Source organism: Geobacillus sp. BMUD, from assembly GCF_013096845.1.
In the GTDB taxonomy this organism is placed as follows: domain Bacteria; phylum Bacillota; class Bacilli; order Bacillales; family Anoxybacillaceae; genus Geobacillus; species Geobacillus vulcani.
In genome coordinates this window covers 71,041-95,350 of the sequence record NZ_SDLA01000009.1, presented here as the reverse complement: position 1 = coordinate 95,350, position 24,310 = coordinate 71,041, and the positions used below count along the sequence as shown (strand labels likewise).

Genomic DNA, 24,310 nt, shown 5'->3' with positions numbered 1-24,310 from the left:
GTTTTTTGTCTTGACGGCCGTGGCTGTTTGCCGCTACATTAAAAGAGGAAAAAAGGAGAATGAGTGGCAATGAAGACCGTATATGACGTTCAGCAGCTGTTGAAGCAGTTTGGCACGATCATTTACGTAGGCGATCGGCTTGCTGATTTGGAGCTGATGGAAGAGGAAGTGAAAGAGCTGTACCAGTCTCAGCTGATCGATGCGAAACAGCTGCAAGCCGCTTTGTTTATTTTGCGGCACGAAGCGCAAATCGAGCGGGAAAAAAGGATGAAAAAAGGATGAGGATGCAAAATGGAACCATGGTTGGTAGGCATTGACCTCGGGGGCACGACAATCAAAATGGCGTTTGTCACCACCGAGGGTGACATCGTGCACAAATGGGAAATTCCGACGAACACCGCCAATCACGGTGAGTATATCGTCGCTGACATTGCCCGGTCGCTTGAAAGGACGCTTGTTCAGCTCGGCGGAACGAAAGAGAGGCTGTTTGCCGCCGGCATCGGCGCCCCCGGGCCGGTCGAAGAGGAAACCGGCATGTTGTATGAGACGGTCAATATTGGATGGACGAATTACCCGCTGAAACAACGGCTGGAAGAAGCAATAGGGCTGCCTGTGGCGGTTGATAATGACGCCAATCTCGCAGCGCTTGGCGAGATGTGGAAAGGAGCAGGGGGAGGAGCGCGCCATTTGTTGTTTGTGACGCTTGGCACCGGCGTTGGCGGCGGTGTGATTGCCAACGGCGCCATCGTGCGCGGCATAAACGGCGCCGGCGGAGAGATCGGACACATGACGATGATTCCTGATGGCGGCGCCCGCTGCAACTGCGGCAAAACCGGATGTTTGGAAACGATTGCGTCCGCCACCGGCATCGTGCGGATCGCCAAGGAGAAATTGACCGCAGATGAGCGTCCGAGTGAGCTTCGCAACGGGGATGTGACGGCCAAAGCGGTGTTTGACGCCGCCAAAACGGGTGATGCGTTGGCATTGGAAGTGGTCGATGAAGCAACGTACTATCTTGGTTGGGCGTTGGCGAATGCCGCCAATGTGACGAATCCGGAGAAAATTGTGATCGGCGGCGGCGTGTCCAAGGCGGGTGACATGCTTGTCGAGCGCGTGGCCGCCCATTTCCGCCGCTTCGCGTTCCCGCGCGTTGCCGCTGGGGCGGAGCTGGTTTTAGCGACACTGGGCAATGATGCCGGCGTCATCGGCGCCGCTTGGCTGGCAAAAGAGCTTGCCGGCGCGTAAACAACGGGAGGTGTCCCAAAGGGGGGATGCCTTTTTTTATTGCTTGATGATATGGGATTGGATAGTTTCATCATATGTAAATTGATACAGAGGCGTTTTGCTTTTCCGCTGATGCATGCCAGCCGCCTGCTAAGCGCTCATTTTTTGCCGTCTGCTGACATATTTTGAAGATAAAGAAATGGGGAAGGGGAGACGGCGCATGCATGTTCAAGCATGGCCCGGCGATACGTTTGAGAAATATGGACGATGGTTTTCCGTGCCGACTGAGTTGATCATCGACGCGAACCCGCACGTGGAAAAGGGAGGATTGAGTTCGGGGCAGACCGTTGTGATTCCAGGATATACGACGATCGATAAGTGGGAAGTGCTCGCTGACTGCCTGTCGCTGCCGACGGAGGTGCTGCGGCGGCTGCCGGGAGCGATGGCGGTCATCAACGGAACAGCGCCGCTGCCGAAGCGGATTTCGTCTCCGGTCGTCCGCAGCGTCCGTCCGTATGATTTTGCCGCTTTGATGGAGGATATCACCGCCCTCATCTGTCACTACCCGTTTGTGCGCCAGCGGACGATCGGCCATAGTGTTCTCGGCTTGCCGCTCGTTGAACTGCAAATCGGCCGCGGGCCGGTACGCGTGCATATGAACGGATCGTTCCATGCGAATGAGTGGATCACAACGGCTGTGATCATGGCGTTCATCGACGAGTACGTCAGGGCGCTGGTTAACGATGACGAGCTTGCTGGCCATCGGGTGCTTGATTATTACCATAAAGTGACTCTTTCCATTGTGCCGATGGTGAACCCTGACGGCGTCAATCTTGTGCTGAACGGCCCGCCGAAAGAAGAACCGCATCGGAGCGAAGTTGTCTGCATCAACGGTGGGTCGCTCGATTTTTCGCAATGGAAAGCGAACATCCGCGGCGTTGATTTAAACAATCAATTCCCAGCTAATTGGGAAATTGAACAGGCCCGCAAACCGCCGAAAGCGCCGGCACCCCGCGATTTTCCCGGTTTTTCCCCACTTACCGAGCCGGAGGCGAAAGCGATGGCGGCGCTCGCCGAGTCGGGCGATTTTGCGATGGTTGTCGCGTTTCATACACAAGGCAAGGAAATTTATTGGGGGTATGAAGGGTTCGAGCCGCCGGAGGCGGAGGCAACGGTTCAGGCGATGGCTGAAGCAAGCGGCTACCAGGCGGTTCGCTACATTGACAGTCATGCCGGCTACCGCGATTGGTTCATTCAAACGTGGAAGCGGCGCGGCTACACCGTAGAGCTCGGCGAGGGCGTCAATCCGTTGCCCCTCTCGCAGTTTGCGCAAATATATCGCGACAGCCTCGGCCTGTTTTTAGCAGCGCTCAAAATGGCATAAAAACGCAAGAGGCATGATTCGCCTCTTGCGTTTTCAGTGCATGCCGGTTGGAATGCCGTGATCCAAAATGGTCATGATGGTAAACCAGCCGAATACAGCGGCAGTGGCAAGTCCAAACAAAAATCCGAGCACGTTTTTCTCGCGCAATGTACGGAGCATTCCATAAAGGGCAAGCAGCGTCACAAGTGCAAAAATAATGACCGTACCCATGTTTTACCCCCTCATGAAACAGTATGTACAAACGTGTCCATTCTTTTTCATTGTAATCTTTTTTCCTCTATTTGTCGAGGTCCCTTTCTTTTTTCTCTTCCATCGCTTGAAAAAAAACAGTAAAATAAAGTTAACTATTGGACATGTCAAGGAAGGGAGGAGATGGCCATGAAATGGACGCGTATTCCCGTCGGCCCGATTCAGGCCAACGCTTACTTGTTGTCGTCTGCAGACCGACAATGTCTAATCGTTGACCCCGGCGCGGAAGGCGCGGCGCTCGTCCGCCGGATTGAGGAAAAAGGGCTGACTCCGTTGGCGATTTTGCTGACGCATGCGCATTTTGACCATATTGGCGGCATCCCGGACGTGCTTGCCCGCTGGGACATTCCCGTGTATTTGCACGAAAATGAAAAACAATGGTTGCAAGATCCGGCATTGAATGGCTCGCTTTATTTCGGCGGTCCGGTCGCTGTCCGTTGCGAACCGACATGCCTTAAAGGGCCGACGGTGCTGAACATTGGTCCGTTTGCGTTGGATGTCCGCGAAACGCCGGGTCACTCCCCGGGCAGCGTCTCGTATTACTGCAAACAAGCCAATATTGTGTTTTCCGGCGATGCGCTGTTTGCCGGCAGCATCGGACGTACGGACTTGCCAGGCGGCAACCATCAGCAGCTGTTGAAAAGCATTCATGACGAACTGCTTACGCTGCCGGAGGAAACGATCGTTCTTTCAGGCCATGGGCCAGAGACGACGATCGCTGCGGAGATGGATACAAATCCGTTTTTGCATGGGTTTTCGTAAGAAGAAAGTAAAAGACCGTCGTAAAAAAGCGTATCCGCGAGGTTCGGGCCAAGCGCCGTTTGGATCAGCAAGGTGACGAAGGCAAGCCAGCGGCTGGCCTCCAACAGTCGGAAAAACATAGCCGACACGATTTTGGGCCAACGAGAGGCGAAGCCTGCCAAGTTGTATTTATGCAGACCAAAAGGCTAGCTGGGCGGTGCAGCGGTTTGTGGGGGAAACACAAAAAACCCTTCTTAGCCGCGCCAAGAAGGGTTTTTGGGGGATGTTCTATCCACAAATGGGAGGGGATATAGTTAAGCTGCTACTATAACAATATATGATTATTTTCACTATGTCAATATTGAAATCCTCCACCTTAATTTCTAACAAACGTTTGAAATCATCAAAACGAGGTAGAAAAATGATGATGGATCGATTGTACGAACAGATTGCCGCGGCGCCGGGCGGGCGGGTGTCGTACGCCGATTACATGCAGATGGCTCTTTACGACGAACGATTCGGCTACTATATGCGAGAGCGGGCGAAAATCGGCAAGGAAGGCGATTTTTTTACGAACAGCTCATTCGCGCCGGTGTTTGGCAAAGCGCTTGCTTCGCTTTGGGTTCGGATGGTGGAACACAGCGGCCTGCCGCCGGCTGTTTGCGAGTGGGGGGGCGGAGATGGAAGATTGGCGCTTTCGGTATTGGAAGAATGGAAGAAAAAAAGTCCACACACATACGACCGCTTGTCGTATACGATCGTCGACCAAAGCCCGTTCCACCGCCGGCGCCAGCGCGAAACGCTTCAACCCGTCGCCGAGAAGGTGGAGCAATATGACGATGTCTCTCGCTGGCTGGCCGAGCGTGGGCCGTTTTCCGGCATCGTGTTTAGCAACGAATTTTTTGATGCGTTTCCCGTTCACGTCATTGTAAAGGAAGGCGGGGTTTTGTACGAATGTTTTGTCGCCGCCCGAGATGGCCGGCTCGTTGAAGAAAAGGCGCCGCTTTGCCGTCCCGCTATTGTCCGCTATTTAAATGAGCGTGGATTGGATCTTGCTGAAGGGCAAAGGCTTGAGGTGCCTCTCGCGATGAAGGCGTTTTGGCTCGAGGTTGGGACGCTGTTTCATCAGGCAGTGATGGTGACGATCGACTATGGCTATACGGACGAACAGTTGCGCGCCCCGGCGCGGCGGCATGGAAGCTTGCGCGGATATTTCCGTCATCAACTTGTTGCCGACCCGCTTCGCCATCCGGGGGAGATGGACTTGACGAGCCACGTACAATGGGATGCGTTTCGCTTGTACGCCCGTCAGGCTGGGTGGGAGGAAGTGGCGTTCGTTCGCCAAGACCGGTTTTTGCTCGCGGCCGGCCTTTTGCATGAATGGAACGTTTCAGAAGGAGGTGATTTCTTTTCGCCGGCAAGCCGCCAAAATCGAATGATCCGCGCGCTGATCGCCGACGATGGCGTCAGCCGCTTTTTTGACGTGCTTATCTTGCAGAAAGAGATGAGTCTCTCCGCGCGCGACTTTTGGCCAGCGCCCGAGTTTTTGCCGGCCGATTAACGGCTTCCCTCGCCTATCTGCAATGGAGAAAAGGGGTTCTGGTCAAAGCGGCAAAAAAACAGGCAGGAGGTTCTGCCTGTTTTTTATTCCCCCATGCCGGGCACCATCATAAAAGTCGTCCAATACGTAAACGCCGCGAAGAAAATCGTCAAATACGCCCCGAAAATGTAAATGTACATTCTCTCGGTCAGCTTTAAAAAGCCGAGGAACAGGAAAAACACCGTTTGGCCAAAGAAGATGAGCGACGTCGTATGCATATGGCCAAGGTAAAACATGACAGCAAAAATGCCGGTCCAAAAGGCGAGCACGCGGAACATGCGGTCCATTATGTATCCCTCCTTTGCTTGTGCAAACCATTGGTCCTTACTTATTATAATGTACAATGATTGGGAATGTAAATAACGCTTTCGGACAAGTGGTAAGAAATGATGCCAATGCCGGCTGTTGATTGCTCCAAACAAAAAAGAAGGAAGGAGGGACGCTGTCACGGACAGATGACGATGCGGTAGGCACAGCGGTGGCCGCCTTTCATCATATTTTCCGTTTCCGTTACTTCAGCACGGGCAAACAGCGTCTCGACCATTCCCTCCAAAAAGGCGTGGTGCATGCTGCAGACGGTATCAGGTGCTTGCGCGGCGATTTCTTTGAACGGGCAGTTGAAAATATCGAGGTATAGCACTTCTTTTTCTTCATCATAGTGCAATTGCGGCAAAAATCCAGCCGTTTCGGCCGCTTCTTCTATTATGGCGATTTTGTCCGCCATGGTGAGCGTGCTCGCTGTGCCGTTATGCGGCAAACGGCTGGCGATGAGCTCACGGCCGAACTGCTTTCCTGTTTCACGCAACGCCTCGCTTCCAATGGAACCGAGTTTGGCCATCGTTTGAATGGCAATGCGGGCGAGGAGTTGATAATCGCGGAACGGAAAATACAGCCCGATCACTTCGTCGGATAGGCGGTACAGCCGGCTCGGCCGTCCGCCTTTTCCCGTTTTTTGCGTATCCGATACAACCATGCGAACGTCTTCAAGCTTCGTTAAGTGCAAGCGGGCAACGTTTGGATGGATATGGAATTTTTCTGCGATTTCTTGAACAGAAACTTCGCGATGAACTTTTGCTATATATTCATAAATATGAAATCTTGTCGGGTCAGACAATACGCTTGTGATTTTCAGCGCTTGTTCCATTGGTTTCCCTCCTAAATGAATCATTGATATGGTTATTATAATGAAATCGTCCAAAGCGAGGGATGATTTTTGTCACTATTGGCAGTAAGTGGACTGACATTCAAAAAAATTTCACAAAAAAAGTTGTGCCAAAAAGCAGGATAACGACTCATGCTCGTCGAAATACAAAGTAATCTGTGAAAGGAGGGAACATGTGCTGAACGAGATCGAACAAACGGCAAACCGCCTTCTCGCCGAAGCGGTGCAGCGCCGCGCCTCGGATCTTCACCTCGTTCCGCGCCGCCGCGATGCCGCTGTTCGTCTTCGGCTTGATGGCACACTGGTCGATGTCGGCGTGCTTCCGAAAGAAACGGCGGAACGTCTCATCGCCCACTTTAAATTTTTAGCCGGCATGGACATCGGGGAACGACGCCGTCCGCAAAGCGGCGCCATGGAAGTGGCTGAGTTTGGGGAAACGGTGCATCTGCGTTTATCGACATTGCCGACGCTCTACGATGAAAGCCTCGTCATTCGGCTTCTGCCGCAGCGCCTCTCGCTGCCACTTCGCGAACTGTCCTTATTCTTCCGCTCCACCGCACGATTATTTTCCTTCATGCAGCATCCGCAAGGACTCGTGCTGTTGACCGGCCCGACGGGGGCGGGAAAAACGACGACCCTGTACACCCTTCTTGATCTTTGCCAAGCTGAAAAGCAACGCAACATCATCACGCTTGAAGATCCGATCGAAAAACAGAACGAACGATTGTTGCAAGTGCAAATCAATGAAAAAGCAGGCATCACGTACGCCGCTGGGTTAAAAGCGGCGCTGCGCCATGACCCGGATGTGTTGATGGTCGGCGAGATCCGCGATCATGACACGGCGGCCATTGCCATCCGTTCAGCGTTGAGCGGCCATTTGGTCGTCTCGACGATGCATGCCGCCGATGCAGTCGGCGCCGTCTACCGGCTGCATGAATTCGGCATTCCACTCGGCGATTTGGCCGAGACGCTGCTTGCGGTCTCTGCCCAGCGACTTGTCGAGCTTTGCTGCCCGCTGTGCGGCGACGATTGCCATCCATCGTGCGGCCGTCTTGGGCGACGCCGGCGCACGGCTGTTTATGAGTTGCTTTGTAGTTCAGCGCTGGAGGACGTGATTTGTTCCCTCTCCAATGAGAGAGGGAAGCCCAAGCGCTCTTATATGACGCTGGCTCGCTTGATCCGCAAGGGGATTGCGCTCGGCTACCTGCCCGTCCGCACGCTGGAGCACGTCGGAGGGGGAGAAAGATGAAGCGCAAAATGTGGCCGCTCGCTGAACAGGCATTGTTTTTCACCCGGCTCGGCCGGTTGCTCGAGCGCGGTTACCCCCTTGGACAAGCGCTTGAGTTTTTGGCCATCCAGGCTCCAACACACCGCCGGCTGGAAGTGGAACGCTGTCTGCAGCAGCTGCGCGCCGGGTTGCCGCTGTTTGCGGCTGTCGAAACGCTGTCGGTCGATCGCATGGCGGTTAACCTTCTCTTTTTTGCCGAACGGCATGGCGATTTACCGCGCGGCATGGCAGAGACAGGGGAAGCGCTGGCGCAAAAAGCGCGCTTCCACGAGCAGCTGCGTCGCTTCAGCCGCTATCCGCTGTTCCTTCTTTCTTTGCTCATCATCATGCTCGTCTTGATGGAATGGTGGCTGCTGCCGCAGTTTGAACGGGCAGCGGCGGCGTTTTCCCCACAACGCGGGCACACCGCTTGGCTGCTTGCGGTGATCGCCCATGCCCCTATGGCGATGGCGGCCATCGCCGTCTTGGCGGTGTTCTCCGGGCTGTTTTACGCCGCTTGTTTCCGCCGCTGGCCGGTCTCCCGAAAACTTCAATTCGCTTTGCGAATTCCAGGACTTGCTTCGTTTCTGAGACTGTTCCTCACCTGCCTGACCGCCCGACAGCTCGGGCGCTTGCTGCAGGCCGGGTTGTCGGTTTATGATGCGCTTGGCGTGTTCAGCGAGCCGTCGTCCTGGCCATTTTTGCAAATGGAAGGCCGGCGCCTTCGTGAGGGGCTCTTGCGGGGGACGACGCTCGACGATCTCATTGGGACGGCCCGTTATTATGAACCTGAGCTGGCGCTTGTCATCCGCCACGGCCAGTCGAATGGCGAGCTTGGCAAAGAACTTGAACATTACAGCGAGTTTTTGCTGCAGGTGATGGAACAACGAATCGAGTCGGTCTTAAAACGCATGCAGCCGCTTTTATTGGCTCTCGTTGGTTCGTTTGTCGTCGGCATGTATTTGGCGATTTTGTTGCCGATGTTTTCTATGTTGAATGGAATGTAAATCATTTCTATTCAAAAAGATGGGGCGACTCTGCAGGAACAAGATGCTCCATCTTGATGTGTTGGTTCCTTGAGAGAGGGGGCGCTCCTTCTCCCGAGATCCAATCCATGAACAGATTCGATTGTCAAGGAAAGGAACGGATCGAACGGAACCGGTTATTCGCTAAGCCCTCTTTCTGAAATTTCGTATGCGAGGAGGAGTGACAATGAATCAAAAGGGATTCACATTGATCGAGATGTTGATCGTTATGATGGTGATTTCTGTTCTGCTACTGATTGCCATTCCGAATATTACAAAGCACAACAGCATGATCAATTCGAAAGGATGCGAGGCGTTTTTGAACACCGTGCAAGCGCAGGTGAAAGCGTATGAAATGGAACATAACAAAATTCCGACCGTGCAGGAATTGCTCGCTGGCCGCTATATCAAGTCGGACAAATGTCCAAACGGTCACGCGATCCAAATCAGCGCGAACGGTGATGTGAGTGAAAGTGGCTCGTAACGGCGGGTTTACGCTACTTGAGATGCTGATCGTTTTCTCGGTGGTGCTGGTGCTTGCCGCCCTGGCTGTTCCTACGCTTGGCAGCGCTGTGCGCCATCAAGAGGAGATGTATATGCTGGCTGTGCTGCGCGCGGATTTGTATGGCGCGCAGCAGCATGCCATCGCTCGGCGGGTGAATGTAGCGGTTTTTTTTACCGACGGTGGCGCTGGGTACAAGGCGATTGATGCAGCGAGCGGCCGGCAGGTTGTCGCTCGTTCGCTCCCTTCTCCGTGGCGGTTTCGGCTCGGCACGTTGCGCAATCCGCTCATTTTTACCGACAACGGCAACATTGAACAAGCTGGAACTATTTGGATAGGAGGTGGCCCAATGACTTATAAAGTCACCTTTTTGCTGGGGAAAGGGCGATTTTATGTGCAAAAAATGTAGCGGCGGATTTTTGCTTGTTGAAGCATTGTTCGCTTTGGCGCTGTTATGGACGACAGCAGCTGTTCTTCTTCCACTGTTGACGCAAATGGCGCATGAGCGCAACAGCCTCATTCTCGATGAGAAAGCGCGCCGGCTGTTGGCCATCGCGTTGTATGAGGAGCCGCTTGCCGGAGAAACCATCATTGCTGATGGACGCACGGTATTTCAGCTGCAAGCGAGCGATGAAGGGGGGCGAATGTGGAAAGTATGCGTGCGTTGGAACGATTACGCCGGCCGCGAGATGGAGCGGTGCGGGTATGGCAAGCGGTAGCGGCAAAAGAAAACGGGTTTACGATGATCGAAGCGTTGTTGGCGCTGGCGGCTGCGATGGCGGTGGCGGCGGTCGTTCCGGCGTTGTTGTCCGTCCGCTTGCTGGCTCCAGAGCCGACGGACGCGTTTTCCCGATTGGAATGGCGGCTGTTTTTGCAACAGCTGCAAATCGAGCTGAATGAAACGAAGCAATGGTCGACTAGCGGCCGTGTCCTCTATTTGCAAAAATGGAGCGGCAAAACGGTCAGTTTTTCTGTTGTTGCGTCAAGAGCCGAACTGATCCGTCAGGTGAACGGCGCTGGCAATGAAACGGCGCTCCGCCATGTGCGCGCTGTTTCGTACCGCGCCGGCGCCCGCGGGATATTTTTGCAAGTGACCGCTGATGACGGCACCGTTTGCGAGGCGTTTGTGGCGCGGGCGTTTTAGCGGGCGGCTTGTACGGTGAGCCCGTGACCGCCGCTTCTCTCTTTTAGACTGGAAAAACGAGGGGAAGGGGAAATGGGTCGACAAAATGGCGTCATTTTTCCGATTGTGGCTGTTGTTGCTTTGTTGCTTGCCTTTTCTGTCACGCATGTCTTGCTCCTCTATGAAGCGGAGCGACAGGCGGCTTATGAGGCCCAGCAGGCAGCTGAAGCGGATGAGCTTGTGCAGATGGCCGTGTTTGACGTAAAAGAACGCATCGCATCTGCTGATCCGTCGACCGCGGGAGAGGCTGGGGAATGGACCTATCCGCGTGGAATGGCCGCCTATCGGTGGGGGCGGGAAGATGCAGCACACGTCCGGGTTTCTTTGTCCATCCGTTCGGCTTCTGGGCTGAGGCGCGTTGTCATGTTTACTGTCACGCTTCCGGCGCTTCATATTGTCGAATGGAGCGAGCAAAACGATTAAAAGAGGAAAGAAGCGGAAAAACTAAAAGAAAAAAGGGGGGGTTTGATGGCGGTCAACGATTATGTCAAGTTTGTCACCCAACAGTTTGTCGCCTACATGGACTTGCCGAAAGAGGAGCGGAGGCAGCGGCGTCAGGTGCGGAAACAAGAGAAGCTTCCCCTTTCATACCGCTTGTTTGGCATGGTGCCGCTTTCGCTTCGCTTGCTGTTTCGGCGCCGCCCGTAGCAGCCGCCCGCTGGCCTAGGCCGGCGGGCGGTTTTCGTGCCGACAGAAGGGGGGGGTGAGCGCTCCGAGCCGGATGGACCAATCCCGGAGTTCATTCACGATGAGCGGGGCAGCAAATAAAACAGTCCGCCGTTGATGACGGAAACGGTGATGCGCGGCTTGTACTGCTTTTCCAACGCTTCCTTCTCAATATAATAGCACTCCGGCTTTTCTTCGCAGTCTTTGTAAAATTCATCAAGCAACGCCAAATCGTCGGCCCAGCGTCGGCGTGCCTCATCCGCCCACGCGTGGTTGTCGGCGGCGATGCGGCTGCGTATGTATTGCTCGAGACGGCCGATGCCGCTCCGCGGTTTAATGAGCGGGGAGATCGTGAAACAATAGTCCGGGATTTTCGGCGTCAGCCGCCGCTCGCCGAGCCGCTCGTGAAAGGACTCTATGATCGTTCCGCTAATGAGGTGAAGGCCAAGGGAGACGATTTCGTCTTTTTTTCGGTCGCATTCGTACGAAATCATGACGTTCATGCCGAGCCATGGATGGAGGGCGGCGTTTCCGTCCAAAGGCGCGCTTGGCTCCTCATACAGGCGGATGAAGCTGCCGCGTTTTTGCGCCGAGCGAAACAGCTGATGCAATCGGGGCGCACCGAAATGGAGGCGTTCTCCTTTAAGTTTGTCTGTTCGTTCATTGGCGCAGGTGATGAGCGTCAGTTGCATCGGCTGCGGGACGCCGCCTGTCCGCTCAATGTAATGCCAGTAAAACGGCCGATTCATCAGTTCTTTGTCCATTTCCGCCGTCAGCTGCACGGTGAGGTAATCGTCGTTCGCCTCGACAAACGTGCAGCCGTTAGCAGCAAAATAACGCTCGACAAAGCGGCGGATTTCATGTTGCTGCATGCCGCTCGCCTCCCTTCGTTCCAAGTTGCTCCGCCAGCTCGATCATCGCAACGATATTTTCCATTTTGATTTTCATCTCCCCTTCGCTCCGTGCATGAACAAAGGCGTCTTCGAAATAACGTTCCAGATTGGCGAGATTCATGTTCGCCAAAATGTCGTCCAGCTCGCCGACGACCCGCTCAAATAAGCGGATTTTTTCATACAGAAGCGTTAAAATATGCTCTTCGACCGTCTGTTTGACGGCAAAATTGTAAATGTAAACGTCATCCGTCTGGCCGAGGCGGTGGACGCGGCCGATTCGCTGCTCAAGGCGCATCGGATTCCACGGCAAGTCGTAGTTGATGACATAGCGGCAAAACTGCAAGTTGATGCCCTCGCCGCCCGCCTCGGTGGCGATGAACACTTGGGCGTGGTGTTTAAACAGTTCCTGCATCCAGTCTTTTTTGCCGCGCCGGAAGCCGCCGCGAAACGGAACAGACGAGATGCCGTGCTGCTTTAAAAACCATTGCAAGTAAAGCTGCGTCGCCCGATATTCCGTGAAAATAATGACTTTGTCATTGATGGAGCGGATGAGCTCAAGCGCTTTTTCCGCCTTGGAGTTCGTCGTGACGGCGTTGATTTTTTCCAAAACGCGCTCAAGCGGCTCTGGAACTGCTTCGCCGCATTTGTCGATCATGTTTTTGATCGTGAGAAACAGCGCCTCGCGGCTGCTGCACGCCTCGCGAAGAAGCGTGATGAGCGAAAACGAACCGGCGAATGATTCATGACGGAGCGCCTTTACCGCCTCATACAGCTCGCGCTCTTCATCCGTAAACTCGATCAGCACCGGCTCGACGTGGCGCTTTGACCATTCGATCGGCGTGTCGGCGCGGCGGTTGCGGATCATCACTTTGTTGACGAGCGCTTTTAAATGGTCGTTCGCCTGCACCGCCCGTGTTTTGCCGTATGTTTTCGCAAACTGTTCCGAGCTGCCTAAATGGCCGGGCTTCAGCAGCGAGACAAGGTTGAAAATTTCTTCGACCCGGTTTTGGATCGGCGTCGCCGTCAGCAGCAAACAAAACTTCTTTTTTAAATTTTGCACAAACTCGTAGTTTTTCGTTTTGTTGTTTTTCAGTTTGTGCGCCTCGTCAATGATGATCATATCGTACGGCTGCTCATAGATGATGTCGCGGTGCGGCGGCTTTTTCGCCGTATCGATCGAGGACACGACGATGTCGCACTGCTCCCAGACGTAACTCTTTTTCTGCTGGACGGCTGGGATGAAAAACTTTTCGTTCAACTCTCTCACCCATTGCGAAACAAGGGAGGCGGGAACGAGAATCAGCGCTTTTTTGACAAGCCCGCGAATCATATATTCTTTCAAGATGAGACCGGCTTCGATCGTTTTTCCAAGGCCGACTTCATCCGCTAAAATGGCTTTGCCGTTCATTTCCTCGACGACGCGGCGCGCCACTTCAAGCTGATGCGGAAGAATCGTTACATGTGGCAAATGTTTTAGCGCCTGCAAACCGTCAAATTCCGGCACGCTTATATGATGGGCGGCCTCCAGCGCCAGCTCGTACATTTCCCAACTTGCCCACGGCCCGTCTTTTTCGACGCGCGCTAAAAACTCTTCCTTCCATGTCTCATCCATTTTCAGGTCGATGTTCATCGGCATCCCTTCCTGTATCGCGAATGTTTATACGTTTTTTTTATGATATGTTAAACAAAATGGGAACATTTTTATATGAAATTCCTAATAAAGTTCGATCATTTCCTATTGCCCTTTGACTGTGATTGATGGTAGTATAAATTTAGAACATTCGCAGGACTCGTTGATCAGGGCGTTTGTTAGTATGCCCGATATGGAAACAATTTATTGATGGGCGGATGACGGCAAGGGGAGAGACTACGGAATGTAGCGCCGAAGGAGCAAGCGGAAACGCGAATCTCTCAGGCAAAAAGACCCTTGCTTGACGCAGCTCTGGAGAGCGCCTGCATTCACGCAGGCCACCCAAGAGGAAACCGATCGGCCCCACGGACCGCAAACGGACGCGCCAAACGGCCGGCGGGAAACTTTCAGGTGCCAGGACAGAGCCCCCTTTGATCGAAAGGGTGGAGTCTGTCTTTTTTTCTGCGATCGACGACAAGGAGGGAATGAGATGCTAAAGCGCACGCCCCTATTCTCGATGTACGCCCGTTACGGCGCCAAAACGATTGAATTCGGCGGCTGGGAAATGCCGGTGCAGTTTTCCAGCATCAAGGAAGAACATGAGGCTGTAAGAACGCGCGCCGGGCTGTTTGACGTCTCCCACATGGGCGAAATTGTCGTCCGCGGCCGTGGGAGCCTCGCGTTTTTGCAAAAGCTCATGACCAATGACGTCGCCAAACTGCGCCCCGGCCGCGCGCAATATACGCTTATGTGCAATGAGAACGGCGGCACGGTTGATGATTTGCTCATTTATCAAAAAGGAGAGAATGACTACTTGCTGGTCGTCAATGCGGCGAATACGGAAAAAGACTTCGCTTGGCTAAGCGGACATGTTGAGGGCGGCGTCGAGCTTCAAGATGTATCGTCCGAAACGGCTCAGCTTGCCTTGCAAGGGCCGGCAGCGGAGGGCGTCTTGCAGCGATTGACGGATTTTGATTTGGCGGCGCTGCGCCCGTTTTCATTCGCTGACGGCGTCGAAGTCTCGGGCGTGAAGGCGCTCGTTTCGCGCACCGGCTATACGGGGGAAGACGGGTTTGAGCTATATTGTAAAGCGGAAGACGCCGCCGCGCTATGGGAGGCGATCCTAGCCGCCGGAGCTCGTGACGGCGTTCTCCCATGCGGACTGGGGGCGCGCGATACGCTCCGCTTTGAAGCCTGCCTGCCGCTTTACGGTCAAGAGCTGTCCGACTCGATTTCACCAATTGAAGCCGGGCTCGGTTTTGCCGTCAAAACGGAAAAAGAGCCACCGTTTATCGGCCAAGCGGTATTGAAACGGCAAAAAGAGGAAGGGCCGCCGCGCCGGCTCGTCGGCATTGAAATGATCGACAGAGGCATTCCGCGCCACGGATACGTTGTCTTTGCCGACGGCGAAGAGGTCGGGTTCGTCACGACCGGCACGCAGTCACCAACCTTGAAGAAAAACATCGGCTTGGCCTTGGTGAAAGCGGATGTGGCCGCCATCGGCCGGGAGGTGGAGGTGGACATCCGCGGCAAGCGGCTGAAAGCGAACATCGTGCCGATTCCGTTTTACAGGCGGGCCAAGTGACGATTCCAAAGCGACAAGGAAAGGGGAAAAACGCAGTGCTCCATCGTTATTTGCCGATGACGGAAGAAGACAAACAGGAGATGCTGAAGACGATCGGCGTTGCCTCGATTGACGACTTGTTTGCCGATATTCCCGAACAAGTCCGCTTCCGCGGCAAGCTGAAGGTGAAACCGGCCAAATCGGAGCCGGAGCTGTGGAAAGAGCTTGCGGACTTAGCGGAAAAAAACGCCAACATCAAACAATATGTTTCCTTTTTAGGAGCCGGGGTGTACGACCATTATATTCCGGCTGTCGTCGACCATGTCCTGTCGCGCTCTGAATTTTATACGGCATATACGCCGTATCAACCGGAAATTTCCCAAGGCGAGCTGCAGGCGATTTTTGAGTTTCAGACGATGGTGTGCGAACTGACGGGCATGGATGTCGCCAACTCGTCGATGTACGACGGCGGCACAGCGCTTGCCGAAGCGGTGCTTCTTAGCGCCGCGCATACGAAGCGAAAGAAAGTGCTCATCTCGAACGTCGTTCATCCACAATATCGGGAAGTTGTGCGCACGTATGCGAAAGGTCAGAAGCTTGACGTGAAAGAAATTCCGTATGATGGCGGCGTCACCGACCTTAAGGCGCTTGAAGCGGAAATGGGCGATGATGTGGCGTGTGTTGTCGTCCAGTATCCGAACTTTTTTGGTCAAATCGAGCCGCTGAAAGCGATCGCGCCGCTCGTTCATGAAAAGAAAAGTTTATTCGTTGTCGCCAGCAACCCATTGGCGCTTGGCGTGCTGACTCCGCCAGGGGCGTTTGGCGCCGACATTGTCGTCGGGGACATGCAGCCGTTTGGCATTCCGACGCAGTTTGGCGGTCCGCATTGCGGCTATTTCGCCGTCAAAGCGCCGCTCATGCGAAAAATTCCAGGGCGGCTCGTCGGGCAGACGACCGATGAGGACGGGCGCCGTGGGTTTGTCTTGACGCTTCAAGCGCGCGAGCAGCACATCCGCCGCGATAAGGCGACATCGAACATTTGCTCCAACCAAGCGTTAAACGCCTTGGCCGCTTCCGTAGCGCTCTCGGCGCTCGGCAAGCGGGGCGTGAAAGAAATGGCGGCGATGAATATGCAAAAGGCGCATTATGCGAAAAGCGAGCTTGAAAAACGCGGGTTGTCGTCGCCGTTTGCCGGCCCGTTTTTCAACGAGTTCGTCGTCCGGCTCGGCCAGCCGGTTTCTGATGTGAACGATCGCCTGCTCGAAAAAGGGATCATCGGCGGCTATGACCTCGGCCGCGACTATCCAGAACTTTCCGGCCATATGCTGATTGCTGTGACGGAAGTGCGGACAAAAGAAGAAATCGATCGGTTTGTCAATGAATTGGGGGATGGCCATGCGTAATGATCAACCGCTCATTTTCGAACGAAGCAAGCCGGGGCGCATCGCCTACAGCCTGCCGGCGCTTGACGTGCCTGCTGTCGATGTCAGCGAGCTCGTGCCGGCCGACTACTTGCGCACCGAAGAGCCAGAGCTGCCGGAAGTGTCGGAGCTTGACTTAATGCGCCATTATACGGCGCTGTCGAGACGAAACCACGGCGTTGATTCCGGCTTTTACCCGCTCGGGTCGTGCACGATGAAATACAATCCGAAAATCAATGAAAACGTCGCCCGCCTCGCTGGGTTTGCCCACATTCATCCGCTTCAGCCGGAAAAGACGGTGCAAGGGGCGCTTGAGTTGATGTATGATTTACAAGAGCATTTAAAAGAAATCACGGGCATGGATGCCGTCACCTTGCAGCCGGCGGCCGGCGCCCACGGTGAATGGACTGGGCTGATGATGATCCGTGCTTACCATGAAGCAAACGGCGACTTCAACCGGACGAAAGTCATTGTCCCGGATTCAGCGCACGGCACGAACCCGGCGTCAGCGACGGTGGCCGGTTTTGAGACGGTGACGGTCAAATCGACGGCCGACGGACTTGTCGATTTAGAGGACTTAAAGCGCGTCGTCGGTCCGGATACAGCGGCGCTTATGCTCACGAATCCGAATACGCTCGGGCTGTTTGAAGAGCAGATCGTCGAAATGGCCGAAATCGTCCACGCAGCCGGCGGCAAGCTGTATTATGACGGCGCGAATTTAAACGCGATTCTTGGCAAGGCGCGCCCGGGGGACATGGGCTTTGACGTCGTTCATTTGAACTTGCATAAAACGTTCACCGGCCCGCATGGCGGCGGAGGCCCAGGCTCCGGCCCGGTCGGGGTGAAAGCGGACCTCATTCCGTTTTTGCCGAAGCCGGTCATCGAAAAAGGAGAAAACGGCTATTATCTCGATGACGACCGCCCGCAGTCGATCGGCCGCGTCAAGCCGTTTTACGGCAATTTCGGCATCAACGTCCGGGCGTACACGTACATCCGCTCGATGGGGCCGGACGGCTTAAAAGCGGTGAGCGAGTACGCTGTGTTAAACGCCAACTATATGATGCGCCGCCTCGCCGAATATTACGATTTGCCGTATGACCGCCATTGCAAGCACGAGTTCGTCCTGTCGGGACGCCGGCAAAAGAAACTCGGCGTCAGGACGCTCGATATTGCCAAGCGGCTGCTTGATTTCGGCTTCCACCCGCCGACGATTTACTTCCCGCTCATCGTCGAAGAGTGCATGATGATTGAGCCGACGGAGACAGAGTCGAAAGAGACGCTCGACGCGTTTATTGACGCCATGATCCAAATTGCCAAAGAGGCGGAGGAAAATCCGGAAATCGTTCAAGAAGCGCCGCATACGACCGTTGTCAAGCGATTGGATGAAACGACCGCGGCGCGCAAGCCGATTTTGCGCTATCAAAAACCAAAACATAGCGACAACTGACGTTTGATCATTGATGAGCGCTCGCTCCCCAACGGAGCGGGCCGTTTTTTGTACGGTGGATGAGCCATTGACAGAAATGCCAAATTAGTTTATTATATAAACTAATGGCCAGGGAAGAAACAGCATGCGTTCATATGGAGAAGTTAGCCTTAACAGTCGGCGCACGGGCGCTCGACGGCTTGAATGAAAAAGCGGATGGCCAAGAAGCCCACACGGCAGGAATCGACGGATGCAGAACGGCCATAGTGAGGCGCCCCTGCCCTTTCGCAAGACACATTCGATCAATCAAATGAAAAGGATGACAGAGACGTGAGGACAGGAAACATTTCCCTTGTCAAAAAAATGAATAAACAGCTCGTCTTGAAATTGATTCGCGACCAGCATCCGATTTCGCGCGCCGATATTGCGAAAACGACCGGATTGAATAAAGCGACCGTTTCCGCGCTTGTTGATGAACTGATCGCCGAGCATTTCGTTCATGAAAGCGGAATTGGCGAGTCAACTGGAGGACGCCGGCCGCTCATGCTTCGCTTCAACGCCGAAGCCGGCTCGCTTGTCGGCGTGGAGTTGGGGGTGAACTATTTGTATGCCGTGTTGACCAATTTAAATGCGGACATTCTTTGGGAGCAACGGCGTTCGTTCCGCCCATCCGAAGGGCAAGAGGCGATCATCGGCGAAATGATGGAGCTCATCGAGGCGGCCATCCGCCGGGCGCCAGCGACGCCGTATGGCGTGATGGGAATCGGCATTGGGGTGCCGGGCGTTGTCCATGCCGAGAGCGGGACAGTTGTGTTTGCCCCGAACTTGCGCTGGGACGATGTCGCCTTGGCGGCTGTTTTGCGGCAACGGTGGCCTGAGCGTCCTGTCATTGTCGAGAATGAGGCGAAACTGGCGGCGCTTGGAGAAAAGTGGTTTGGCGCCGGCCATGAGTTTGCCCATTTCGTCTATATTAGCGCCGGAATCGGCATTGGCGCCGGCGTCGTTTTGCAGCACCAGCTGTATCGCGGTGTAAACGGGCTGGCTGGCGAAATTGGCCATCATACGATCGATTTAAACGGAATCCGCTGTAGCTGCGGCAACATCGGCTGCTGGGAGATGTACGCTTCTGAAAAATATATTGAGCGGCGGTTAGCCGAGGAAGGGCGTTCCGAATGGCTCGGCGACCGTTTTTCTGTCGCGGCGATGGCGCTGGCCGCCGAGAGCGACGAGCAGCTGGCGCGCATTTTGGAGGAAACAGGACGCTATCTCGGCATCGGGTTGCTGCAGACGGTGTATGCCTACAACCCAGAAGCGATCATCATCGGCGGCTCGCTCGCCCAAGCCGGGGAGCACGTGCTTGACCCGGCGCGCCAAGAAGTGAAGCGGCGTATTCTTGTGAAAAAAGAAAGCGAGCCGTATATCATTCCGTCGGAGTTGAGGGAAAAAAGCTGCGCGATTGGCGCTGCTGCTTCCGTATTAGAGGCGGTCGTTTTGCCGCCGGAATTTGCGGCGGTCTAGCGCATGCAAAGAGGCGCCTGCCTGTTTTGGCAGAGCGCCTCTTTCGTTAACGGGTTACGCTTTTTTCTTCACTTTCCCGGTCCATGTTTTAAATCCGCCTTTTAAATGATACAAGTCGCGGTACCCTTTTCGATAGAGCATTTGTGCGGCACGCCCGCTGCGCAGCCCGTTTTGGCAGTACAAATAGATCGGCTGGTCTTTGCGCAATTCTTTCATGCGCATGCGAAGCTGCGTGAGCGGGATGTTGCGCGCCCCTAAAATATGTCCAGCCGCAAACTCATCTGGTTCGCGGACGTCGACGAGTTGCGCTTTTCGATAACCGGCGCGGAACTCTTCCTCTGTCAACGCTTTGACAATTCTCTTCTGCCAGAAGTACGTAATGACGGAATACACGATGATCGCGCCGAGAATAATGAGCAAAGCTTCCACCCGTCATGCCTCCTTTCGCTTCATCTGCTATTTCCTATTATATAAAGTCGCCGCCGGGAAGCAAAGAGATTTTCGCCATGCCATTTTTCTTTCCTTCACCGGCGTTGTTTGCTAAACTAGTAAAGGCGGCCGAAGGGTTCTGCCCTGAAGCGCCGCCATGTTGAAGTGAGGAACAATGGAGAAGGTGGAACGATGGCAAAAGAAGTATGGCGCTTTATCGATTCCGGCCATTGCCCGCCGGCGTTCAATATGGCACTCGATGAGGCGCTTCTCGATTGGCACAGCGAAGGAAAAATTCCGCCGACGGTTCGCTTTTACGGCTGGAATCCGCCAACCTTGTCGATCGGCTATTTTCAAAAAGTGGAGAAAGAAATTGACTTAGAGGCGGTGAAACGGCACGGCCTTGGCTTTGTCCGCCGTCCGACCGGCGGGCGCGGCGTCCTGCATGATCAAGAATTGACATACAGCGTGATCGTCTCTGAATCCCATCCGGCGATGCCAAAGACGGTGACGGAAGCATACCGCGTCATTTCGCAAGGAATTTTAGAGGGATTTCGCTATCTTGGATTGGATGCGTATTTTGCCGTGCCAAAGACAGAAGAAGAGAAAGCCGATTTGCGCAGCCCGCGCTCGGCTGTTTGTTTTGACGCGCCGTCATGGTACGAGTTGGTCGTTGAGGGACGGAAAATCGCCGGCAGCGCGCAAACGCGGCAAAAAGGCGTCATTTTGCAGCACGGATCGATCTTGCTTGATCTCGACGAAGAACTGCTGTTCAGCTTGTTTAAATACCCGAACGAGCGGGTGAAAGAGCGGCTGCAGCGGGAATTTAAAAACAAAGCGGTCGCCATCAATGAGGTGGCGGGCCGGACGGTGACGATTGAGGAAGCAAAAGAAGCGTTTTACAAAGGATTTGAAAAAGGATTGGACATCGTGTTGGAACCGTACACGCTCACTGACGAGGAGCGGGCGTATGTCGAAGAGCTGGCGCGGACGAAATACGAAAGCGATGAATGGAACTTCAAGCGCTGAGTAGCGGTGTGGTAAATCGTTCGTTTTCCGGCAAAAATGGCGGCACTCCCCTGTTTTTCTCTGCTTTTCGCCATGTTTTGCTTTTTTTGCTTGACAAAAATGAAATTATTCGTTCTCTTTAACAATATATAGTATGATTTTCGTAAAAAATCATACTATATATTGTTTTTTTCTGTTCGATATGGTAAGGTAGAGAAGACAGGACAACTTTGCCAAAAACATGAGAGATTATATAAAAGAGGAGAGATAGGAGAATGACGGTGGCGTCGTCCGAAAAAATGAAGATCAATATTGACAAGCTGAACGAGGACATCCGCCTATTTCCGCAAGTGCATCCGATTACGCCGGATATGCACATCACCCATAAAGGCGTATCCCGTTTGGTCATGTTGGACCGGTATTCGTTCAAAGATACGGAAAAGCTGACGCTCACACCGGGCGATTTCGTCGTGTTGACGATCAAGGAAGATCCGAAGTTCCCGGCTCGAGGGCTTGGATTTATCGTCGACATCGACTGGGAGGCGAAAAAGGCGCACGTGTTGATTGAGGATGAATACCGGCATGTGCTCGAAGGGGAAGAGGCGGAGACCGGCATTGTGGTTCGGTCGCTCGACATTATCGACAAGCCGCTCGAGATTTTCTATGAGCAAATTGCCAAGCGGAATGCGACCGGGCTGGCGGCGGTGGAAAAGACGGAAGAAAAGCGGAAAGAGTGGTTTGAAAAGTTTTATCAAGAGCTCGCCAGCTTGAATTTTGTGCCGGCCGGCCGCGTGTTGTACGGCGCAGGGTCGGGCAAGGAAGTGACGTATTTCAACTGCTATGTGATGCCGTTTGTCAAAGACTCGCGCGAAGGCATTTCCGAGCATCGGAAGCAGGTGATGGAAATCATGAGCCGCGGCGGCGGCGTCGGGACGAACGGCTCGACATTGCGGCCGCGCCATACGCTCGCGCGCGGGGTAAACGGCAAATCGTCCGGGTCGGTCTCGTGGTTGGATGACATTGCCAAACTGACCCACCTTGTCGAGCAAGGTGGCTCCCGTTGACTAGGGCGCAAAACGGCGGGAGTAAAATCTCGCGAATTGCTGGAACCCCCTAAAGCCAACTTGACCACAACGGAGCTGGCGACGGCAGACGTGACGGTTGGAAAACAAGTTGGATGCAACAATGGGCAACCAGCAGCCGAGCATCTCTGGAAACGGAGATGAAGGTTCAACGACTATTGAAACTTCCTACAGCCCTCGGTACAATCAGGGTAACGAACACTGTTTCGTGGGGGGAGGGCTATGGAAGGAGTAAATCGTATCCCGCGGCAACGGGGATACGAGGCGCGAGACAGGGAAGAGATAAGGTTGTTTTGATCTATATGTTTCCAGTATTAACGATGTAAAGAAAATATTCCATCACTTGTATCGATATGGAGACCTTAAGTTGAACCGTAAATACGAGATCTTCTCTTCCCTGATGATATAGTCTGATCTCCGACCGAAAGGCGGAGAGCTAGGCAGAAATGACCTAGCCCGCTCGTGGAAGCGAGCGAGTAACAATGTGCGCGGCGCCCAAATGATCATGCTTGCCGACTGGCACCCGGACATTATTGAATTCATCGTCTCAAAAATGCAAAACCCGCGCATTTTGCGCTACCTGCTTGAAAATATGGAAGACGAAGGCATCAAAAAAGCGGCGCGCGACAAGCTGAAATTCACGCCGCTCACCGAACGGGAGCGGGCGATGTACGAAGCGATCGTCCGCTATAAGAACGCGCCGGACTACGGCGGCTTCACGGAGGAAATCATTAAAGACGCGGAAGAAAAGCTGCGCACCGGCGGTACATATACAGTGCACAACCCTGACTTTTTAACCGGTGCGAACATTTCCGTCTGCTTGACGAAAGAGTTCATGGAAGCGGTCGAAAACGACGAAGAATATGCGCTTCGCTTCCCAGATGTGGAAACCTATTCCGAAGAGGAAATGCGCATTTATAACGAAAAATGGCATGAAGTCGGCGATGTGCGCGAATGGGAGAAAATGGGCTACCGCGTTCGCGTCTACCGAAAAATCCGCGCCCGCGAACTGTGGAAGCTGATCAACATTTGCGCGACGTATTCGGCCGAGCCGGGCATTTTCTTCATCGACAACGCCAATGAAATGACGAACGCCCGCGCGTACGGGCAAAAAGTCGTGGCGACCAACCCGTGCGGGGAACAACCTCTCGCACCATATTCTGTCTGCAACTTGGCCGCCATTAACTTGGCGAACATGGTGGACAAAGAACGAAAGGTCGTTGACTATGAAAAACTGAAACGCACGGTTGAAATCGGAGTGCGGATGCAAGACAACGTCATTGACGCGACGCCGTACTTCCTTGAGGAAAACAAAAAGCAAGCGCTCGGCGAGCGCCGCATCGGCCTTGGCGTCATGGGGCTTGCAGACTTGCTCATTTACTGCGAAAAAGCGTACGGTTCTGAGGAAGGAAACCAGCTCGTCGATGAGCTGTTCCGCACGATCGCCACGACCGCATATCGGGCGTCGATCGAGCTGGCGAAAGAAAAAGGCAGCTTCCCGTTTTTGGTCGGCGAAACGGAGGAAGAGACGCGCAAGCTGCGCGAAGCGTTCATCAACACCGGCTACATGAAACGGATGCCGGAAGACATTCGCCAAGATATTTTGAAATACGGCATCCGCAACTCGCACTTGCTGACGGTGGCGCCGACAGGATCGACGGGGACGATGGTCGGCGTCTCAACCGGGCTGGAGCCGTACTTCTCGTTCTCGTACTACCGGAGTGGACGCTTGGGCAAATTTATCGAAGTGAAAGCGGACATCGTCCAAGAATATTTAGACAAACATCCAGAAGCCGACCCGAACCACTTGCCGCCTTGGTTTGTGACGGCGATGGACTTGCCGCCGGAAGCGCACGCTGACGTGCAGTGCATCATTCAGCGCTGGGTTGACTCGAGCTTGTCGAAAACGGTCAACGCGCCAAAAGGCTACACCGTCGAGCAAGTGCAAAAAGTGTACGAACGGTTATGGCGCTGCGGCGCGAAAGGCGGCACCGTCTATGTCGACGGCAGCCGTGATGCGCAAGTGTTGACGTTAAAGGCAGAGGAAAATCAGATCGAAGAGCAGCTTGAATTGCTTCCAGAGGAGCTTGAGGAAAAAGAGACGAAACGCCCTGTCGTGCTCGTTGATACGATTCAAGACGTACGCGCCACCGATGTAACCATCGGTTCCGAAATCGGCAATATTTGCCCGATTTGCCGCGAAGGGACGGTCGAAGAGATCGGCGGCTGCAACACGTGCACGAACTGCGGCGCCCAGCTGAAGTGCGGGTTGTAATGGGAAAGGATTGGATGAAGGAAACGCTGGTTCTGCAAAGGAACCGGCGTTTTTTTACATA

24 protein-coding genes, 2 pseudogenes and 1 riboswitch are annotated in these 24,310 nt (G+C 54.1%); of the genes and pseudogenes, 20 read left to right on the top strand and 6 right to left on the bottom strand.

Annotated features, from left to right (window positions below; genetic code table 11):
- The first annotated feature begins 69 nt into the window (after positions 1-69).
- The 3 genes from ETC05_RS11645 to ETC05_RS11635 all read left to right on the top strand — a co-directional run bounded on the left by ETC05_RS11645 (position 70) and on the right by ETC05_RS11635 (position 2,608).
- Positions 70-282, top strand: a complete 213-nt coding sequence (locus ETC05_RS11645) for a YqgQ family protein (protein ID WP_031408270.1) — start codon at positions 70-72, stop codon at positions 280-282.
- Between the two features lie 9 nt (positions 283-291).
- Positions 292-1,245 (top strand): ROK family glucokinase, encoded by a 954-nt coding sequence (locus ETC05_RS11640; RefSeq protein ID WP_031408272.1) that lies wholly within the window; start codon positions 292-294, stop codon positions 1,243-1,245.
- A 199-nt stretch (positions 1,246-1,444) separates the two neighbouring features.
- Complete coding sequence (locus tag ETC05_RS11635) at positions 1,445-2,608, top strand: M14 family metallopeptidase (RefSeq protein ID WP_031408274.1); 1,164 nt, start codon at positions 1,445-1,447, stop codon at positions 2,606-2,608.
- 33 nt (positions 2,609-2,641) lie between these two features.
- Here the strand turns inward: ETC05_RS11635 and ETC05_RS11630 are convergent, their stop codons facing one another.
- Entirely contained in the window at positions 2,642-2,818 is a 177-nt protein-coding gene (locus tag ETC05_RS11630; RefSeq protein WP_031408276.1) for a DUF2759 domain-containing protein, read from the bottom strand.
- Between the two features lie 168 nt (positions 2,819-2,986).
- Between ETC05_RS11630 and ETC05_RS11625 the strand changes: the two genes are divergently transcribed.
- Together ETC05_RS11625 and ETC05_RS11620 are read left to right on the top strand one after the other, a co-directional pair.
- Entirely contained in the window at positions 2,987-3,619 is a 633-nt protein-coding gene (locus ETC05_RS11625) for an MBL fold metallo-hydrolase (RefSeq protein ID WP_031408278.1), read from the top strand.
- A gap of 406 nt (positions 3,620-4,025) precedes the next feature.
- Entirely contained in the window at positions 4,026-5,159 is a 1,134-nt protein-coding gene (locus ETC05_RS11620; RefSeq protein WP_031408280.1) for a class I SAM-dependent methyltransferase, read from the top strand.
- 83 nt (positions 5,160-5,242) lie between these two features.
- Here ETC05_RS11620 and ETC05_RS11615 read toward each other — a convergent pair whose 3' ends face one another.
- Both ETC05_RS11615 and ETC05_RS11610 read right to left on the bottom strand, forming a co-directional pair.
- A complete protein-coding gene (locus tag ETC05_RS11615) occupies positions 5,243-5,485 on the bottom strand; it encodes a DUF2626 family protein (protein ID WP_008879854.1) in 243 nt (80 codons plus the stop codon).
- Between the two features lie 158 nt (positions 5,486-5,643).
- Entirely contained in the window at positions 5,644-6,342 is a 699-nt protein-coding gene (locus ETC05_RS11610; protein WP_031408282.1) for a helix-turn-helix transcriptional regulator, read from the bottom strand.
- Between the two features lie 193 nt (positions 6,343-6,535).
- On the opposite strand from ETC05_RS11610, the gene comGA reads away from it, so the two are divergent.
- The 8 genes from comGA (at position 6,536) to ETC05_RS11570 (ending at position 10,985) form a co-directional block, all read left to right on the top strand.
- Positions 6,536-7,609, top strand: coding sequence for a competence type IV pilus ATPase ComGA (comGA, locus tag ETC05_RS11605; RefSeq protein WP_368668039.1), 1,074 nt, complete (start codon positions 6,536-6,538; stop codon positions 7,607-7,609).
- Complete coding sequence (gene comGB, locus ETC05_RS11600) at positions 7,606-8,634, top strand: competence type IV pilus assembly protein ComGB (RefSeq protein ID WP_031408287.1); 1,029 nt, start codon at positions 7,606-7,608, stop codon at positions 8,632-8,634. The genes comGA and comGB overlap by 4 nt, the downstream gene beginning before the upstream one ends.
- A 205-nt stretch (positions 8,635-8,839) precedes the next feature.
- The gene (comGC, locus tag ETC05_RS11595) at positions 8,840-9,136 is read left to right on the top strand and encodes a competence type IV pilus major pilin ComGC (protein ID WP_031408288.1); all 297 of its coding nucleotides are present in this window, start codon (positions 8,840-8,842) and stop codon (positions 9,134-9,136) included.
- Positions 9,126-9,563 (top strand): competence type IV pilus minor pilin ComGD, encoded by a 438-nt coding sequence (gene comGD / locus ETC05_RS11590; RefSeq protein WP_171661047.1) that lies wholly within the window; start codon positions 9,126-9,128, stop codon positions 9,561-9,563. The genes comGC and comGD overlap by 11 nt, the downstream gene beginning before the upstream one ends.
- Positions 9,547-9,873, top strand: a complete 327-nt coding sequence (locus ETC05_RS11585; RefSeq protein WP_171661042.1) for a competence protein ComG — start codon at positions 9,547-9,549, stop codon at positions 9,871-9,873. Before comGD ends, ETC05_RS11585 begins: the two co-directional genes overlap by 17 nt.
- Positions 9,852-10,298 carry a competence type IV pilus minor pilin ComGF gene (gene comGF / locus ETC05_RS11580; protein ID WP_171661041.1) on the top strand — a complete coding sequence of 149 codons (447 nt, stop codon included), beginning with the start codon at positions 9,852-9,854 and terminating at the stop codon, positions 10,296-10,298. Before ETC05_RS11585 ends, comGF begins: the two co-directional genes overlap by 22 nt.
- Before the next feature lie 72 nt (positions 10,299-10,370).
- Positions 10,371-10,760, top strand: a complete 390-nt coding sequence (comGG, locus tag ETC05_RS11575; RefSeq protein ID WP_031408297.1) for a competence type IV pilus minor pilin ComGG — start codon at positions 10,371-10,373, stop codon at positions 10,758-10,760.
- A 45-nt stretch (positions 10,761-10,805) separates the two neighbouring features.
- Positions 10,806-10,985, top strand: a complete 180-nt coding sequence (locus tag ETC05_RS11570; RefSeq protein WP_031408299.1) for a YqzE family protein — start codon at positions 10,806-10,808, stop codon at positions 10,983-10,985.
- Between the two features lie 95 nt (positions 10,986-11,080).
- Here the strand turns inward: ETC05_RS11570 and ETC05_RS11565 are convergent, their stop codons facing one another.
- Positions 11,081-11,875 carry a YqhG family protein gene (locus ETC05_RS11565; protein ID WP_031408301.1) on the bottom strand — a complete coding sequence of 265 codons (795 nt, stop codon included), beginning with the start codon at positions 11,873-11,875 and terminating at the stop codon, positions 11,081-11,083.
- Positions 11,862-13,526 carry a DEAD/DEAH box helicase gene (locus tag ETC05_RS11560; RefSeq protein ID WP_031408303.1) on the bottom strand — a complete coding sequence of 555 codons (1,665 nt, stop codon included), beginning with the start codon at positions 13,524-13,526 and terminating at the stop codon, positions 11,862-11,864. The genes ETC05_RS11565 and ETC05_RS11560 overlap by 14 nt, the downstream gene beginning before the upstream one ends.
- A 218-nt stretch (positions 13,527-13,744) precedes the next feature.
- Positions 13,745-13,833: riboswitch (glycine riboswitch) on the top strand.
- Positions 13,834-14,016: 183 nt separating this feature from the next.
- Here ETC05_RS11560 and gcvT point away from each other — a divergent pair.
- The 4 genes from gcvT (at position 14,017) to ETC05_RS11540 (ending at position 19,455) form a co-directional block, all read left to right on the top strand.
- Complete coding sequence (gcvT, locus tag ETC05_RS11555) at positions 14,017-15,111, top strand: glycine cleavage system aminomethyltransferase GcvT (RefSeq protein ID WP_031408305.1); 1,095 nt, start codon at positions 14,017-14,019, stop codon at positions 15,109-15,111.
- Between the two features lie 35 nt (positions 15,112-15,146).
- The gene (gene gcvPA, locus ETC05_RS11550; protein WP_031408308.1) at positions 15,147-16,493 is read left to right on the top strand and encodes an aminomethyl-transferring glycine dehydrogenase subunit GcvPA; all 1,347 of its coding nucleotides are present in this window, start codon (positions 15,147-15,149) and stop codon (positions 16,491-16,493) included.
- Positions 16,486-17,958: an aminomethyl-transferring glycine dehydrogenase subunit GcvPB gene (gene gcvPB / locus ETC05_RS11545; RefSeq protein WP_031408310.1), complete on the top strand. Its 1,473-nt coding sequence runs from the start codon at positions 16,486-16,488 to the stop codon at positions 17,956-17,958. The genes gcvPA and gcvPB overlap by 8 nt, the downstream gene beginning before the upstream one ends.
- Before the next feature lie 309 nt (positions 17,959-18,267).
- Complete coding sequence (locus ETC05_RS11540) at positions 18,268-19,455, top strand: ROK family transcriptional regulator (protein WP_171661040.1); 1,188 nt, start codon at positions 18,268-18,270, stop codon at positions 19,453-19,455.
- 54 nt (positions 19,456-19,509) lie between these two features.
- Here ETC05_RS11540 and ETC05_RS11535 read toward each other — a convergent pair whose 3' ends face one another.
- On the bottom strand, positions 19,510-19,884 hold the full coding sequence (locus tag ETC05_RS11535) for a rhodanese-like domain-containing protein (RefSeq protein WP_011231903.1): 375 nt from the start codon (positions 19,882-19,884) through the stop codon (positions 19,510-19,512).
- Between the two features lie 192 nt (positions 19,885-20,076).
- Here ETC05_RS11535 and ETC05_RS11530 point away from each other — a divergent pair, with 192 nt between their 5' ends.
- The 3 genes and pseudogenes from ETC05_RS11530 to ETC05_RS11520 form a co-directional block, all read left to right on the top strand.
- Positions 20,077-20,913, top strand: a complete 837-nt coding sequence (locus ETC05_RS11530) for a lipoate--protein ligase family protein (RefSeq protein ID WP_031408314.1) — start codon at positions 20,077-20,079, stop codon at positions 20,911-20,913.
- A gap of 254 nt (positions 20,914-21,167) precedes the next feature.
- Positions 21,168-21,953 (top strand): annotated as a pseudogene (locus ETC05_RS11525) (ribonucleotide reductase N-terminal alpha domain-containing protein); the annotation flags it as partial.
- Positions 21,954-22,383: 430 nt separating this feature from the next.
- Positions 22,384-24,249: pseudogene (locus ETC05_RS11520) on the top strand (vitamin B12-dependent ribonucleotide reductase); the annotation flags it as partial.
- Positions 24,250-24,310: the final 61 nt, after the last annotated feature.